At 67.8% G+C, this 14,010-nt stretch carries 14 protein-coding genes; 7 read left to right on the top strand and 7 right to left on the bottom strand.

The window, feature by feature from the left end; genetic code table 11:
• Positions 1-4 precede the first annotated feature (4 nt).
• The 4 genes from BST38_RS03475 to BST38_RS03460 are packed head-to-tail and all read right to left on the bottom strand — an operon-like array spanning position 5 to position 3,999.
• Complete coding sequence (locus tag BST38_RS03475; protein WP_083141854.1) at positions 5-1,363, bottom strand: lanosterol 14-alpha demethylase; 1,359 nt, start codon at positions 1,361-1,363, stop codon at positions 5-7.
• Positions 1,360-2,184, bottom strand: a complete 825-nt coding sequence (locus BST38_RS03470; protein WP_083141853.1) for an SDR family oxidoreductase — start codon at positions 2,182-2,184, stop codon at positions 1,360-1,362. Before BST38_RS03470 ends, BST38_RS03475 begins: the two co-directional genes overlap by 4 nt.
• Before the next feature lie 13 nt (positions 2,185-2,197).
• On the bottom strand, positions 2,198-3,406 hold the full coding sequence (locus BST38_RS03465) for a cytochrome P450 (protein ID WP_083141852.1): 1,209 nt from the start codon (positions 3,404-3,406) through the stop codon (positions 2,198-2,200).
• Complete coding sequence (locus BST38_RS03460; RefSeq protein WP_083141851.1) at positions 3,403-3,999, bottom strand: TetR/AcrR family transcriptional regulator; 597 nt, start codon at positions 3,997-3,999, stop codon at positions 3,403-3,405. The genes BST38_RS03465 and BST38_RS03460 overlap by 4 nt, the downstream gene beginning before the upstream one ends.
• Positions 4,000-4,170: 171 nt before the next feature.
• Between BST38_RS03460 and BST38_RS03455 the strand changes: the two genes are divergently transcribed.
• From BST38_RS03455 to BST38_RS03430, 6 genes are read left to right on the top strand one after another with little or no spacing between them, the layout of a single operon-like run.
• Positions 4,171-5,637, top strand: a complete 1,467-nt coding sequence (locus tag BST38_RS03455) for an aldehyde dehydrogenase (protein WP_083141850.1) — start codon at positions 4,171-4,173, stop codon at positions 5,635-5,637.
• Between the two features lie 12 nt (positions 5,638-5,649).
• Entirely contained in the window at positions 5,650-6,411 is a 762-nt protein-coding gene (locus BST38_RS03450) for an SDR family oxidoreductase (RefSeq protein ID WP_083141849.1), read from the top strand.
• Positions 6,408-7,304 (top strand): NAD(P)-dependent oxidoreductase, encoded by an 897-nt coding sequence (locus tag BST38_RS03445; RefSeq protein ID WP_272818836.1) that lies wholly within the window; start codon positions 6,408-6,410, stop codon positions 7,302-7,304. The genes BST38_RS03450 and BST38_RS03445 overlap by 4 nt, the downstream gene beginning before the upstream one ends.
• 3 nt (positions 7,305-7,307) lie before the next feature.
• Positions 7,308-7,760 carry a carboxymuconolactone decarboxylase family protein gene (locus tag BST38_RS03440; RefSeq protein ID WP_083141848.1) on the top strand — a complete coding sequence of 151 codons (453 nt, stop codon included), beginning with the start codon at positions 7,308-7,310 and terminating at the stop codon, positions 7,758-7,760.
• Positions 7,750-8,976, top strand: coding sequence for a hypothetical protein (locus BST38_RS03435; protein WP_083142092.1), 1,227 nt, complete (start codon positions 7,750-7,752; stop codon positions 8,974-8,976). Before BST38_RS03440 ends, BST38_RS03435 begins: the two co-directional genes overlap by 11 nt.
• Positions 8,977-9,029: 53 nt before the next feature.
• Positions 9,030-9,707 (top strand): DUF5642 family protein, encoded by a 678-nt coding sequence (locus BST38_RS03430; RefSeq protein ID WP_083141847.1) that lies wholly within the window; start codon positions 9,030-9,032, stop codon positions 9,705-9,707.
• On the opposite strand, the gene BST38_RS28935 is transcribed toward BST38_RS03430, so the two are convergent.
• Genes BST38_RS28935 through BST38_RS03415 form a run of 3 tightly spaced genes read right to left on the bottom strand, consistent with a single transcriptional unit; the run spans position 9,704 to position 12,616 of the window.
• Positions 9,704-10,690 (bottom strand): EspA/EspE family type VII secretion system effector, encoded by a 987-nt coding sequence (locus BST38_RS28935; protein WP_110781480.1) that lies wholly within the window; start codon positions 10,688-10,690, stop codon positions 9,704-9,706. The genes BST38_RS03430 and BST38_RS28935 overlap by 4 nt on opposite strands.
• Positions 10,691-10,734: 44 nt before the next feature.
• A complete protein-coding gene (locus tag BST38_RS03420) occupies positions 10,735-11,328 on the bottom strand; it encodes a TetR/AcrR family transcriptional regulator (RefSeq protein WP_083141846.1) in 594 nt (197 codons plus the stop codon).
• Between the two features lie 43 nt (positions 11,329-11,371).
• Entirely contained in the window at positions 11,372-12,616 is a 1,245-nt protein-coding gene (locus BST38_RS03415; protein WP_083142091.1) for a cytochrome P450, read from the bottom strand.
• Between the two features lie 116 nt (positions 12,617-12,732).
• On the opposite strand from BST38_RS03415, the gene purD reads away from it, so the two are divergent.
• A complete protein-coding gene (purD, locus tag BST38_RS03410) occupies positions 12,733-14,007 on the top strand; it encodes a phosphoribosylamine--glycine ligase (protein ID WP_083141845.1) in 1,275 nt (424 codons plus the stop codon).
• The last annotated feature ends 3 nt before the right edge of the window (positions 14,008-14,010 follow it).

The raw sequence follows: 14,010 nt of genomic DNA, 5'->3' as shown, positions 1-14,010 counted from the left end.
TTTCTCAAGCCTTCGCGCGCTTGCGGTAGCGCACCTTCGCCGGCCGGGCCAGCTGCACCACCATCTTCGAGTGGTCGTTGCGGTAGCTGTCGGCCGGTTGCGCCATCTCGAACTCGTACTCGCGCAACAGCACCGAGAAGATCGCCTTGATCTGCATCTGCGCGAACGCGGCCCCGACGCAGCGGTGCTTGCCCGCGCCGAACGGGATCCACGTCCACCGGTTGATCAGATCTTCCTGCCGCGGCTTGTTGTAGCGATCGGGATCGAAGACGTCCGGGTTAGGGAAGTCGTCGGGGATCCGGTTCGAGATGGCCGGTGACGCGGCGACCATCTGTCCCTTGTGGATCGGATGGCCCGCGACCTCGAATTCGTCCTGGGCCACGCGCATCAGGATGATCAGCGGCGGATGGAGCCGCAGCGTCTCCTTCAACGCGTTGTCGAGATTCGGGATCTGGCGCAGTGCATGGAAACTGACTTCCTGGCCGTCGGAGTACAGGTCGTCGAGCTCCTGCTGGACCTTCGCGTAGAACTCGGGGTTGCGCAGCAGCTCGATCAGCGTCCACGACGACGTGCCGGAGCTGGTGTGGTGCCCGGCGAACATCAGCGAGATGAACATGCCGGTGACCTCGTTGGCCGAGAACCGCGGATTGCCGTCCTCGTCCTTGATCGACACCAGCACGTCGAGCAGGTCGCGATCGCTCTTGTCCTTGGGCGGGTTGGCGATCCGGCCGTGCATGACCTCCTGCACCAACTCGACCAGGCTGGCGCGGGCCTCGTCGCGGATCCGGAAGCTCTCGATCGGCAGATACGGATCGACGTAGCAGAGCGGATCCGTGCCGCGCTCGAGCAGGTGGTAGTAGTTCGCGAATCGCGAGTCGAGCTGGTTGCGGAACTTGAGCCCGATCAGGCACGCGGTGGAGGTGTAGATGGTCAGCTCGGCGAAGAAGTCGAGCAGCTCGATCTCGCCCTCGTCACCCCAGTCGGCGATCATCCGCTTGACCTCGTTCTCGATGGTCGCGGCGTGACCCTTCATCTGTTCACCGCGCAGCGCGGTGTTGTGCAGCATCTCCGCGCGCCGTTCGGGGTCGGCGTCGAACACCACGCCCTCGCCGAAGATCGGCGTCATGAACGGGTAGGCCTCAGCCTGGTTGAGTTCGCTGTCGGTGGAGCGGAAGAAGAACTCGTTGGCGTCGGCGCCCGAGAGCATCACCACCTGCTTGCCGGCCAGCTGGAACCAGCCGACATCCCCACATTCCTGCCGCACCCTGCTCATCAGGCCGATCGGATCGGTGCGGAACTCCTCCAGGTGGCCGTGTTCCTCGTCCTCGCCGCCGGACACCCGGGGCACGATCGCTGTTGTCATGACGGCATTCCCTCCTCGCCGAGAGCAAGCTTCTGGCGGTCCTTGACGTCGGCCAGCGGGGCCTCCGGCTGCAACTCCATGGTGGCGATGTAGTTGCCCCGCGGCGTCTCGGCCACGAATGTGATGGCCCGGGCCAGGTCGTCGGCACGCATGAAGTAGTCGTGCCGGGCCTGCCCCCACTTGGCCCAATCCTCCAGGGCGGGACCGATCTTCTCGGCGGGCAGGCTCCAGCCCATCGAGGTGCGGGTCGGCCCCGGGTGCACGATCGAGGCGCGCACGCCGGTGCCTTCGAGTTCCATCTGCAGGTTGTTGACCATCGCGACCAGCCCGGCCTTGGCGGCACCGTAGGCACCCATGTGTGGCCGTTGCCGCAGCGCCACATCGGATCCGACGAAGATCAGATCGCCGCGGCGGCGTTCGAGCATGCCGGGCAGCACCGCGGTGGCCAGCCGGTTGGCGCCGACCAGGTGGATCTGCAGTTGATCGGTGAACTCGTCGGTGCTCATCTCGTGCAGCTTGCCGAAGTTGGTGTCACCCGCCCCGGCCACCAACACCTCGATCTCGCCGAGTTCGGCGGTGGTCTGCTCGACGGCGCCCTTCACCGAGTCCGGGTCGGTGACATCGAGCGCCACGGCCATCGCCTCGCCGCCGTCGGCGCGGATCCTGCCGACGATCTCCTCGAGCTTCTCCACCCGACGGGCGCCGAGGGCAACCGGAAAGCCGTTGCGGGCGAGCCGGATCGCGGTCGCCTCGCCGATTCCGGAGGACGCCCCCGCGACCAGTGCGGGGCGACGGTCGGGCAGCGGGTCAAAACGGGGCATGCACAGAGGCCTTTCAGCGGACCTTGACGGACATCGGGAGGTGAGCGAACCCGCGGACATTGCTGGAGTGGACGCGGACGGCGTTGGCCTCGTCCACTTCGTATCCGCGGATTCGCTTGAACAACTCGGCCAGCGCCACCCGGGCCTCCATACGCGCCAGATGCGCGCCGAGGCAGAAGTGGGCGCCGCTGCCGAAACTCAGGAGTTTCGAGCCGATCTCACGGCCGATGACGAAATCGTCGGGATTGTCGAAGACCCGCTCGTCGCGATGCGCCGAGCCGGGCAGCAGCAGCAGCACGTCGCCGTCGGGGATCACCGTGTCGTAGAGCTCGAGCTCACCGACGACCGTGCGGGCCAGGATCTGGCTGGACGTGTCGAAGCGCAGCGTCTCCTCCACCCACAGCGGGATCCGCTCCAGATCGTCGTAGACCGGCCCGAGCTGGTCGGGATTGCGGTGGCCCCAGAACGCGGCATTGGCAAGCAGTTTGGTGGTGGTCTCGTTACCCGCGATGACCATCAGGAACATGAAGCCGATGATCTCGTCGTCGGTGAGCCGGTCCCCGTCGATCTCGGCCTCCAGCAGCGCCGTGGTCAGGTCGTCGGTCGCCTGCTTGCGGCGCTGCCCGACCATCTCCTGGTAGTAGACGATCAGGTTCAGCGACGCCTCGATCGCCGAGTCGGGCACGTCGGTGACCCCGTCCTCGCGGTGCATCACCGCATCGGCCCACGCGCGCACCTGCGTGCGGTCGGCCTTCGGCACCCCCATCAGTTCCGAGATCACGTCCATCGGCAGCTTGCCGGCGAATTCGTCGACGTAGTCCACGGATCCGGTGTCGCGGGCGATCTCCAGCATGGAGTCGAGGTGCTCGACCGCGATCTCCGTGACGCGCGGTTCCAGCTCGCGAATGCGGCGCGGGGTGAAGCCCTTGGAGACCAGGGTGCGCAGCCGCAGGTGATCCGGGTCGTCCATGGCCAGGAACGACATCGTCCTCGACGCGTGCGGACCCCGCGACGCCGGATCGAGGGAGACGCCGAACTTGTTGGACAGCGTGGTGCTGTTGCGGAAGCCCTTGTGCACGTCGGCGTGCCGCGACAGCGCCCAGAACCCGAGCCCGGCGTTGTGGTACAGCGGCGCCTCGTCGCGCAGCCGCTGGTAGTACGGGTACGGATCCTCGTGGAAGTCGTAGTCGTAAGGGTCCAGCGTCACGTCGCTGATCGTCATTTGTCGTCTCCCACGATGAGCCCGACCACATAACTCAACCGGTCGGCGATCTGGTGATAGGTGAAGGCGCCGCTGCCGGCGTTGACCAGCGCGCCGAAGAACGTCATCTCGAGCGCGGCCAGCGTGCGCGGGTCGGGATCGGGCCCGACGGCGGCGCGGATGCGGCGGTGGATCTCGGCGCCGATGCGTTCACGGACCGAGCGCACCGCCGCGTCGTTACCCGACAGCAGAGCCGTGGTGCATGCGGCGGCGACCTCGGGTTCGTCGGCGACCATCAACGCCATGCTGCGCAGGGTCTTCTCGACCCGGGCCACAGTGCTGTCGTTGACGTCGGTGAAGTAGTCGACCTGCTTGATCAGGTTCAGATAAATCTCGGCGATCAGGTGGTTCTTCGACGAGAAGTACGTGTAGGCGGTCGCGGGGGCCACCTTGGCGCGCGCGGCGACCGCGCGCACGGTCAGGTCGGCGTACGACGATTCGCGCAGCATCTCCAGCCCGGCGGCGAGCACCTTGCGGAAGGTCTCCTCCTGCCGACGGTTTCGTGGCGGGTGCCCCGACTCGGGTGTGAGCGCGGCAACAGCATCGCTGGACACATGTCCAAGTTATCCGACGGTGCATACCTGAGGCAAGCTAGCGGCAAAAACCACAGCTAGACAGGACTACTCGGTAGGTACAGCGGCACATCCTTGCCTGCCGTCGCCGTGTGCGGTTATGGTTCCGGGGAACTCTGTCGGACAGTTGTCCAGAATGAAACAGGAGGTCGGATGGGAATCCTGACCGATCGCGAGAGCAAGCTGCTCGTCGACGGCAAGCTCGTCGACGGGAGCGCGGGCACGTTCACCACCAGCAATCCGGCGACCGAGGAGACCCTCGGCGTCGCCGCCGATGCGAGCGCCGAGGACATGAGCGCGGCGATCGGGGCGGCGCGGCGCGCCTTCGACGAAACCGGCTGGTCGACCGACACCGAGCTGCGGGTGCGGTGCCTCCGCCAGCTGCAGACCGCGATGCGCGACCATGTCGAAGAGCTGAGGGACCTCACCATCTCCGAGGTCGGCGCGCCGCGGATGCTGACCGCGGCGGCCCAGCTCGAAGGTCCCATCGACGACCTGACGTTCTGCGCGGACACCGCCGAGTCTTACGAATGGAGCACCGATCTCGGTGTCGCGTCCCCGATGGGCATCAAGACCGCCCGCCGGATCGCCCGCGAGGCGGTCGGTGTCGTCGGCGCCATCACGCCGTGGAACTTCCCGCACCAGATCAACCTGGCCAAGATCGGCCCGGCACTGGCAGCGGGCAACACGCTGGTACTCAAGCCGGCGCCGGACACGCCGTGGGTGGCCGCGGTGCTGGGCGAACTGATCTCCGAGCACACCGATTTCCCCGCCGGGGTGGTCAACATCGTCACCTCCAGCGACCATGCCGTCGGTGCGCTGCTGTCGAAAGACCTGCGCGTGGACATGGTTTCGTTCACCGGGTCCACCAACACCGGCCGCGCCGTGATGTCCGACGGCTCGGCGACGTTGAAGAAGGTCTTCCTTGAGCTCGGCGGCAAGTCGGCGTTCCTGGTCCTCGACGACGCCGACCTGGCCGGCGCCTGCGCGATGGCGGGGTTCACCGCATCGATGCACGCGGGGCAGGGATGCGCGATCACCACCCGGCTGGTGGTTCCCAGGAATCGCTACGACGAGGCGGTCGAGGCCGCCGCCGCGACCATGGGTGGCCTCAAGCCAGGAGATCCCACCGACCCCGGCACGATCTGCGGCCCGGTGATCTCGGCCCGCCAGCGCGACCGGATCCAGGGTTACCTGGACTCGGCGCTCGCCGAGGGCGGCCGATTCGCCTGCGGCGGCGGCCGTCCCGCGGGCCGCGACACCGGGTTCTTCATCGAGCCGACGGTGATCGCCGGTCTGGACAACAACGCGAAGGTCGCCCGCGAGGAGATCTTCGGCCCGGTGCTGACGGTGATCGCGCACGACGGCGACGACGACGCGGTGCGGATCGCCAACGATTCGCTCTACGGCCTGTCCGGCACGGTGTTCTCGCCGGATCTCGACCGCGCCAACGCGGTCGCCGCGAGGCTGCGGGTCGGCACGGTCAACGTCAACGGCGGTGTCTGGTACTCGGCGGACATGCCGTTCGGCGGTTACAAGCAATCCGGCATCGGCCGGGAGATGGGCCTCGCCGGTTTCGAGGAGTACCTCGAGATCAAAGCGATCGCCACGGCTGTCTGAGAAGGAGACACAGTGGGTCTATACGGAGATCAGTTCAAGGAGAAGGTGGCCATCGTCACCGGTGCCGGCGGCGGTATCGGGCAGGCGTACGCCGAGGCGCTGGCGCGTGAGGGCGCCGCCGTCGTGGTCGCCGACATCAACACCGAAGGTGCCCGCAAGGTCGCCGACGGGATCAAGGGCGAGGGCGGCAACGCGCTCGCGGTGCGGGTCGACGTGTCCGATCCGGACTCCGCCAAAGAGATGGCCGCCCAAGCGCTCTCGGAGTTCGGCGGGATCGACTACCTGGTCAACAACGCCGCGATCTTCGGCGGGATGAAGCTCGACTTCCTGATCACCGTCGATTGGGACTACTACAAGAAGTTCATGAGTGTGAACCTCGACGGTGCGCTGGTGTGCACGCGCGCGGTCTACCGCAAGATGGCCAAGCGCGGTGGCGGCGCGATCGTCAACCAGTCGTCCACCGCGGCGTGGCTGTACTCCAACTTCTACGGGCTGGCCAAAGTCGGGATCAACGGCCTGACCCAGCAGCTGGCGACCGAGCTGGGCGGACAGAACATCCGGGTCAACGCGATCGCGCCGGGGCCCATCGACACCGAGGCCAACCGGACCACCACCCCGCAGGAGATGGTGGCCGACATCGTCAAGGGAATCCCGTTGTCGCGCATGGGCCAGCCCGACGATCTGGTCGGCATGCTGCTGTTCCTGCTGTCGGATCAGGCCAAGTGGGTCACCGGCCAGATCTTCAACGTCGACGGCGGGCAGATCATCAGGTGACCGGCGAGCGCTCGCGCGAGGAGCAGACCAACACGGCCGAACCGAAACTCGGCTACATCGGCCTGGGTAACCAGGGGGCGCCGATGGCCAAGCGGCTCGTCGACTGGCCCGGCGGGCTGGTGGTGTTCGACGTGCGCACCGATGCGATGACACCGCTCGCCGAGCTCGGGGCCACGCTGGCCGACACCGTCGCCGATGTCGCGGCCGCCGACGTGATCAGCGTGACCGTGCTCAATGACGCCCAGGTGCGCGACGTCGTCACCGAACTCGGTGCCCACGCCAGGGCGGGCACCGTCATCGCGATCCACTCCACCATCGAGCCCGGAACCGCCGCAGAGCTCGCGGCGCAGTTGCGGCCCAAGGGTGTTCACGTCGTGGACGCCCCGGTCAGCGGAGGTGCGGGTGCCGCCGACAAGGGGGAGCTCGCCGTGATGGTCGGCGCCGACGATGCGGCCTACGACATCGTGAAGCCGGTGTTCAAGAAGTGGGCTTCGATGGTCGTGCGGGCCGGCGAACCCGGCGCGGGAACGCGGATGAAGATCGCCAGGAACATGCTGACGTTCATCGGGTTCGCCGCCGCATGCGAGGCGTCTCGACTGGCCGAGGCCGCGGGAATCGATCTGCAGAAACTCGGCCGGGTGGTGCGCCACAGCGACGCGCAGAGCGGCGGTCCGGGCGCGATCATGGCCCGCGACGACACCGCGCCGCTGGCACCCGACCACTTCCTGTACGACATGTTCGTTCACACCCGCGGGCTGGCCGAGAAGGATCTGAAGCTGGCGCTCGGCCTCGGCGAGGCCACCGGCGTGGAGCTGCCGCTGGCCGAGATCGCCCTGCGGGATCTGGCCGCCGGTCTCGGCGTGCCCCATACGAGTTCGAGCACGAAGGAGTAAGAGATGGACGAGCTACGGCGCAAGGGCCTGGACAAGATGAACGAGGTGTACGGCTGGGAGATGCCGAACATCGAGGGCGACCCGTACTTCGATCTCACCGTCGACCACCTCTTCGGCACCATCTGGACCCGTCCCGGTCTCTCGATGCGCGACAAGCGCATCATGACGCTGACCGCCGTCGCCGCGCTGGGCAACTCCGACCTCGCCGAGATCCAGGCGAACGCGGCGCTGCACAACGGCGAGCTCACCGGCGAGGAGCTCAAGGAGATGGCGGTGTTCCTGACGCAGTACCTGGGCTTCCCGCTGGGCTCCAAGCTCGACGGTGCGGTGAGCAAGGTGATCAAGAGACGCCAGAAGGCTGCCGAACGCGGTGAGGACGAGGACCGTAAGGCCAACGTCAACGCCGCCGTCCAGATGCACTCCGGAAGCAAGGTGCACGATGAGCGTGATGAGTAGGTACGCGGCGCTGACCCGCGACGAGCTGGCCACCCTCGTCCCGGAGTTGCTGCTGATCGGCCAGTTGATCGACCGCTCCGGAATGGCCTGGTGTATCAGCAATTTCGGTCGCGAAGAGATGCTGCAGATCGCTATCGAGGAATGGGCCGGCGCGAGCCCGCTCTACACCAAGCGGATGCAGAAGGCGCTCAAGTACGAGGGCGTCGATGTCATCACGATCTTCAAGGGGCTGCAGCTCGACATCGGCGCGCCGCCGCAGTTCATGGATTTCCGCTACACCGTGCACGACCGCTGGCACGGTGAGTTCCACCTCGACCACTGCGGCGCCCTGCTCGACGTCGAGCCGATGGGCGAGGACTACGTCCGCGGGATGTGCCACGACATCGAGGACCCGACGTTCGACGCGACCGCGCTGGCCACCAACCGCAAGTGTCAGGTGCGGCCGGTACACCGTCCGCCGCGCACACCCGCCGACCGCCACCCGCACTGCCGGTGGACGGTGACCATCGACGAGTCGTACCCCGAGGTGGATTTCATCCCGCAGCTCGACATCGTCGGCGCCAGCCGGGCCTATCACACCGAGCTCGATCCGATCGATCCGGCAGACGAAGGGCAAGCCGACTACGCGGGGCCGTTGGTGTCCGATTTCGACTTCGGTGCGTTCTCGCATTCGGCGCTCGTGCGGATCGCCGACGAGGTGTGCCTGCAGATGCACCTGCTCACGTTGTCGTTCAACCTGGCGGTCAGGGCGAGGACGAAGGGCGATGCGGCGCTGGAGGAGTCGGTCCGCTACAGGTCCCTGATCGGTATCGCGGGGGTGGCCGCCGAGAGGATCCGCAACGCGCTGAAGATTCCCGCCGATGCCGCCGGGGCGTTGCGGGTGCTGGAACTGCACCCGATGCTGAACCCCGCGGCCTACGTGTCGGTCGACGTGGACCGCGACCATCTGCGCGTGCGCAGATCGCCGGCCCACGACGACGGCGCCTGGATCTCGTTGGTGTCCCCGATGGCCGACTCTCCCGTGCAGGCTGTCGTGCAGGGCGTCGACCCGCACCTGCGCGCCGAGCTCGACGGCACCGAATCGGACTGGACGGTGCGGGTGATCCACACAGACACCCCGGCGAAGGAGTTCTCCGAAGTGCAGGTGTGCAAGATGTCCGGCGGCGCGTCATGGGTGTTCGAGGACCGGAAGTCGCTGCCGCTCACCGTGGTCTAGTGCATCGTCGATTGGTGCGCCTCGGGGTCGGCCGAGGCGCTTAGGCTGAACCGATGGTGGCGACGGCGAGGCTGATGTCGGTGATCGTGCTGTCGGCGGCGGCAGCAACCGCGTGCGGGGCTCCCGACGCGTCGACGGCGCAGACCGGGCTCGACGTGTCCCGGCTTTCCGAGGTCGCCGCCGAGCTCCCCGAGGCCGACTACATCGTCAAGACCGGCAGGCTGACCCGTTATCCGGAGGAGAACACCGAGATCGCCGAGGACTTCGTTCTTTTCGGGACACCCGCCGAGGCGGAGCCGCAGGAGTGCGTGCTGCAGTTGAAGCCGGTGAAGGTCCAGCCCGGGTCGAGCGGCATGCGGGTCTCCGGCGATCCCGTGCGGGGTGACGGTGGAATCCGGATCGTCGCGTACACCGACACCGTGCAGACCAGCGAGCTGATGAATCCGGCCTGCCAACGGTTCCGGTACTCCGCACCGCAGCTGCACGTGGAGGGAACGGTGCAGCAGCTGACTCCTCCGGTGATCGATGATGCCGGCCTGGTGGCGTTGAAGAACCAGGTCGACGAGAATGCGCTGGCCGACTACTACTACGGGGCGCTGCTGGAGGACCCGGAGGGTCTGGAAAGTCATGTGTACGTCAGCGTCCAGGCCCGCCTGGACCGAGACGCCGAGTACGAGCCGCTGGTGCCGGACCTTCTGGTCAAAGCCGTTGCGGCCGTGCGGGGCCGCTAGCGCGGACGGCCCAGCGCCGGATCCGGCATGATGATCCCGGCATGGGGCCAGAGCTCGACGGTGCCCGCCGGGATCAACGCGTTAGGGTCGACCCCCGTTCGGATCTTCGACAGGTCGACCGGCGCTTCGGGTATCGAAGGCTGGTACGCAGGGCTGTTCGGGTCGGGAACCCAGGCGCCCGAACCGGGAACCAGCTCCATGTGATTCGCGGGCCCCAACGGAAGCTTGCCGTTCTCGTCCGGAACCGGAGGAAGGTAGACGATGTCGTCGAGATCCAGCGGCGCGCGGGGCGGCTTGGGCCGGTAGCCGGGTGCGTTCGGGTTCGGCACCCAGACCCCCGATCCCGCAACAAGTTCCATCTCCCACGGCCTGCCGAGCTCGCCCGGGGCTCGATACACGATGTCGGTCAGATCCAGCGTGGTCTCCGGCACGGCACTGTCGGCTTCGGCATCGTCACCGACTCCGAGGGCGTCGACCCCGTCGGCCCCGCCGGCCCCGTCGAAGTCGGCGTACTCGGCGCCGATCCCGCGGATCCGCTCGGCGATGACAGCCAGCTCGTTGTTCGATGCCGTGACGATCTCGGCGACCGCTCCGGAGCCCTTACCGACGATGGGCAACAACATCTGTTCCCCGACAGCGCTTTTCGGCACCGCCGCCGCGGCGTCCTGCACCCACTGCCGGATCGCGTCGAGCCGCTCACGTCCGTGAGCGACCACCGCGGCCGAGCGGTCCACCTCGGCCCCGACGCGCCGGTCGAGGTCGGCCAACCTGGCCAGGGTGCGGGCGTGCCAAGCGTTCCTGGCGTCATAGGCGTCGGCTGCGGTGCCACTCCAGGCGGCGCCCGGGCTCGCCGACCGGGTTTCGGTCTCCAGCGCGCGCAATGTCGGGCTGTCGTCGAATCCGCTGCCCGGTCGGGGAATTCCGGCACCGAAGGTCGCGCGGGCCTGTGACCATGTCGTCAAGAAGCCGCCCAGCACGCTCATTTCTCGAGTCTAGGACGGGCGATGCGACCCCTTGGGCACCAATTTCAGTGCGGGAGTATCGCGTTACCGACCCATCGCCGCAGATAGCCACGCAGCTCGTCGCCGTGGCGCGGTGGGCGGCCGGGATCGAGGACGAACGACTGGATGATGCGCAGCAGGTGCTCGGAGAGTTGGCCCAGTTCGTCCTCGTCGAAACCGGCCTGCGTCCAGTCGACATCCAGCCGTCCGACCATGTCGCGGGCGAAACGCAACGCGATGTCCGACGTCACCGACTGCACGTGCGTCGAACGGCCCGGCACCATGATCAGGCCGATGTACTTCTCCCGGGGCAGCCATTCCAACGCGGTCGCCACCGCCTCTGCGACGGCCTCGCGGGGATCGGTGACACCGGCCATGTGCGCGGTCAGGCGGTCGAGGAAACCGTCGACGGCGTGCACGGCCCCCGCCACGAGCAGGGCCTCTGTGGACGGGAAGTACCGGTACACCGTCTGGCGGGTCACCCCGACGGTGCGCGCGACGTCCGAGATGCTGAAGTCGGCGCCGCGGTCCTCGATCACCTTGCCCGCCGCCGCCAGGATCCGGGCGACGGCCTCCTCGTCGGAGGCCGGCTTGGCTCCTGACCAACCGTGGGTGCGCACGAACGAACTCTAGGCCACCTGCCGGAATCGATCCCGCGGTCGGCTATCTGTAGGCGACCTGCAGGTCCTTGACCCCGTTGATCCAGCCGGACCGCAGCCGTTGCGGCTCGGCGAGCTTCGAGATGTCGGGGATCTGGTCGGCGATCTCGTCGAACATCAGCTTGATCTCCATCCGCGCCAGATTCGCGCCGATGCAGAAGTGGGCCCCGTTGCCGCCGAAGGCCAAGTGCGGGTTCGGGTTCCGCAGAATGTCAAAGGTGAAGGGATCGGCGAACACCTCTTCGTCGAAGTTCGCCGAACTGTAGAACAACCCGACCCGTTGCCCCTTGGCGATCGTGACCCCACCGACCTCGACGTCCTCCAGCGCGGTGCGCTGGAAGCAGTGCACCGGGGTGGCCCACCGGATGATCTCGTCGATCGCGGTCTCCGGGCGCTCCCGCTTGTAGAGCTCCCACTGCTCGGGGTTGTCGAAGAACGCGTTCATGCCGTGGGTCATCGCGTTGCGGGTGGTCTCGTTGCCCGCCACCGCGAGCAGGATCACGAAGAACGCGAATTCGACCTCGCCGAGCGAGTCGCCGTCGAGATCGGCCTGGATCAGCCGGGTCACGATGTCGTCGGCCGGGCAGCGGCGCCGCTGTTCGGCCATCGTGTACGCGTAACCCATCAGCTCGGCGTTGGCCATCGTCGGGTCGGCGTCGAAGTCCGGGTCGTCGGTGTTCATGATCGCGTTGGACCATCCGAACAGCTTCTCGCGGTCGCCTTCGGGCACGCCGATCAGATCGGCGATCGCTTGCAGGGGCAGCATCATCGCGACGTCGTCGACGAAGTTGCCGCGGTCCTTCTCGGCGGCGCGGCGCACGATCTCGCGGGCGGCGTCGGCGAGCTTGGCCTCCATGCCGGCGACGGCGCGCGGGGTGAACAGCCGCGAGATGATCTTGCGCAGCCGGGTGTGTTCGGGGGCGTCGTGGTTGATCAGCAGCGCCTTGGTCAGGTCGAGTTGTTCGGCGGTGACCCCGTCGGGCAGCCGCATCACCGCGCCCTTGGCGTTGGTGGACCACACCGAGCCGTTGCGGGAGATCGCCTTGATGTCCTCGTGGCGGGAGATCACCCAGTAGCCGCCGTCGTCGAAGATCGACTCCTCCTGCGCGTTCCACCACACCGGTGCGGTCTTGCGCAGCTCGGCGAACTCGGTGACCGGGATGCCTCTGAGCAGCACATCCGGATCGGTGAAGTCGTATCCGTGGGGGAGAAACGGGCAACTCGGCGCCGCGGCATTCTCGACGGTCATCGGCGTGTCCTCCTCTGTGACGTACGGCACTCGGAGAAGACCATACACTGACGTGAGAATTGTATGGCCGAATCGGGTGGATGTCGCCCGGCCCGTTGCCACTAGGGTGGGCATCTGTGCACGTCCTGGTAGTTGGATCCGGAGCCCGTGAACACGCGCTGCTGCTTGCTCTGCGCCGAGACCCGGAGGTCGACGGGTTGTCGGTCGCGCCCGGCAACGCCGGCACCGCCTCGATCGCCGATCAGTACGACCTCGACGTCACCTCCGGTGACGCCGTCGTCGCGCTGGCCGAGCGGGTCGGGGCCGATCTGGTCGTGATCGGGCCCGAGGTGCCGTTGGTGCTCGGCGTCGCCGACGCCGTGCGTGCCGCGGGTATCGCCTGCTTCGGCCCGACGAAGGACGCCGCTCGGATCGAGGGGTCCAAGGCGTTCGCCAAGGACGTGATGGCCGCCGCCGGGGTGCGTACCGCGGGCAGCGAGATCGTCGACAATCCCGCCCACCTCGACGCGGCGCTGGACCGCTTCGGCCCGCCGGCCGGCCAGCGGGCCTGGGTGGTCAAAGACGACGGCCTGGCCGCGGGCAAGGGTGTGGTCGTCACGACCGACCGCGACGCCGCCCGCGCGCACGCCGCGAGCCTGCTCGACGCGGGTCATCCGGTGCTGCTCGAGTCGTTCCTGGACGGTCCCGAGGTGTCGCTGTTCTGCGTGGTCGACGGTGAGACGGTGGTTCCGTTGCTGCCCGCGCAGGATTTCAAGCGGGTCGGCGACGGGGATACCGGTCCCAACACCGGCGGGATGGGGGCCTACACCCCGCTGCCGTGGCTGCCCGCCGAGGTGACCCGGCAGATCGTCGACGAAGTCGTCAAGCCTGTTGCCGCCGAAATGGTCCGGCGGGGCAGCGCATTCTCCGGACTGTTGTACGCCGGCCTGGCGATCACCTCGAACGGTCCCGCGGTCGTCGAATTCAACTGCCGCTTCGGCGATCCCGAGACCCAGGCGGTGCTCGCCCTGCTCGATTCCCCGCTCGGCCAGCTGCTGCGCGCCGCCGCCACGGGAGATCTGGCCGGCCGGCCGCCGCTGCAGTGGCGCGACGGATCCGCGGTCGCGGTGGTGGTGGCCGCGGAGAACTATCCGGGCCGGCCGCGGGTCGGTGACGTGATCCACGGCTCGGACGCGGCAGGGGTGCTGCACGCCGGCACCGCGCGCCGCGACGACGGCAGCGTGGTGTCCTCGGGTGGCAGGGTGCTCTCGGTCGTCGGGGTCGGCGCCGACCTGGCCGCGGCGCGGGAGTCCGCGTACCACACCATCGCCGGTATCCGCTTGCCGGGCAGCCACTTCCGTCACGACATCGGCCAGGCCGCGGCCGAGGGCAGGATCTCGCTGCCGGGCTAGCGG

The organism is Mycolicibacterium parafortuitum, assembly GCF_002086815.1.
Taxonomy (GTDB): domain Bacteria; phylum Actinomycetota; class Actinomycetes; order Mycobacteriales; family Mycobacteriaceae; genus Mycobacterium; species Mycobacterium parafortuitum.
The sequence above is the reverse complement of the archived record's forward strand: the minus strand, read 5'-3'. Positions and strand labels throughout refer to the sequence as shown.

What these genes read in the sequence shown, in the direction of transcription:
- BST38_RS03465 (WP_083141852.1), bottom strand. Translation starts at nt 3,406, where the DNA reads ATGACGATCAGCGACGTGACGCTGGACCCTTACGACTACGACTTCCAC.
- BST38_RS03475 (WP_083141854.1), bottom strand. Translation starts at nt 1,363, where the DNA reads ATGACAACAGCGATCGTGCCCCGGGTGTCCGGCGGCGAGGACGAGGAA.
- BST38_RS03455 (WP_083141850.1), top strand. Translation starts at nt 4,171, where the DNA reads ATGGGAATCCTGACCGATCGCGAGAGCAAGCTGCTCGTCGACGGCAAG.
- BST38_RS03415 (WP_083142091.1), bottom strand. Translation starts at nt 12,616, where the DNA reads ATGACCGTCGAGAATGCCGCGGCGCCGAGTTGCCCGTTTCTCCCCCAC.
- BST38_RS03470 (WP_083141853.1), bottom strand. Translation starts at nt 2,184, where the DNA reads ATGCCCCGTTTTGACCCGCTGCCCGACCGTCGCCCCGCACTGGTCGCG.
- BST38_RS28935 (WP_110781480.1), bottom strand. Translation starts at nt 10,690, where the DNA reads ATGAGCGTGCTGGGCGGCTTCTTGACGACATGGTCACAGGCCCGCGCG.
- BST38_RS03440 (WP_083141848.1), top strand. Translation starts at nt 7,308, where the DNA reads ATGGACGAGCTACGGCGCAAGGGCCTGGACAAGATGAACGAGGTGTAC.
- BST38_RS03430 (WP_083141847.1), top strand. Translation starts at nt 9,030, where the DNA reads ATGGTGGCGACGGCGAGGCTGATGTCGGTGATCGTGCTGTCGGCGGCG.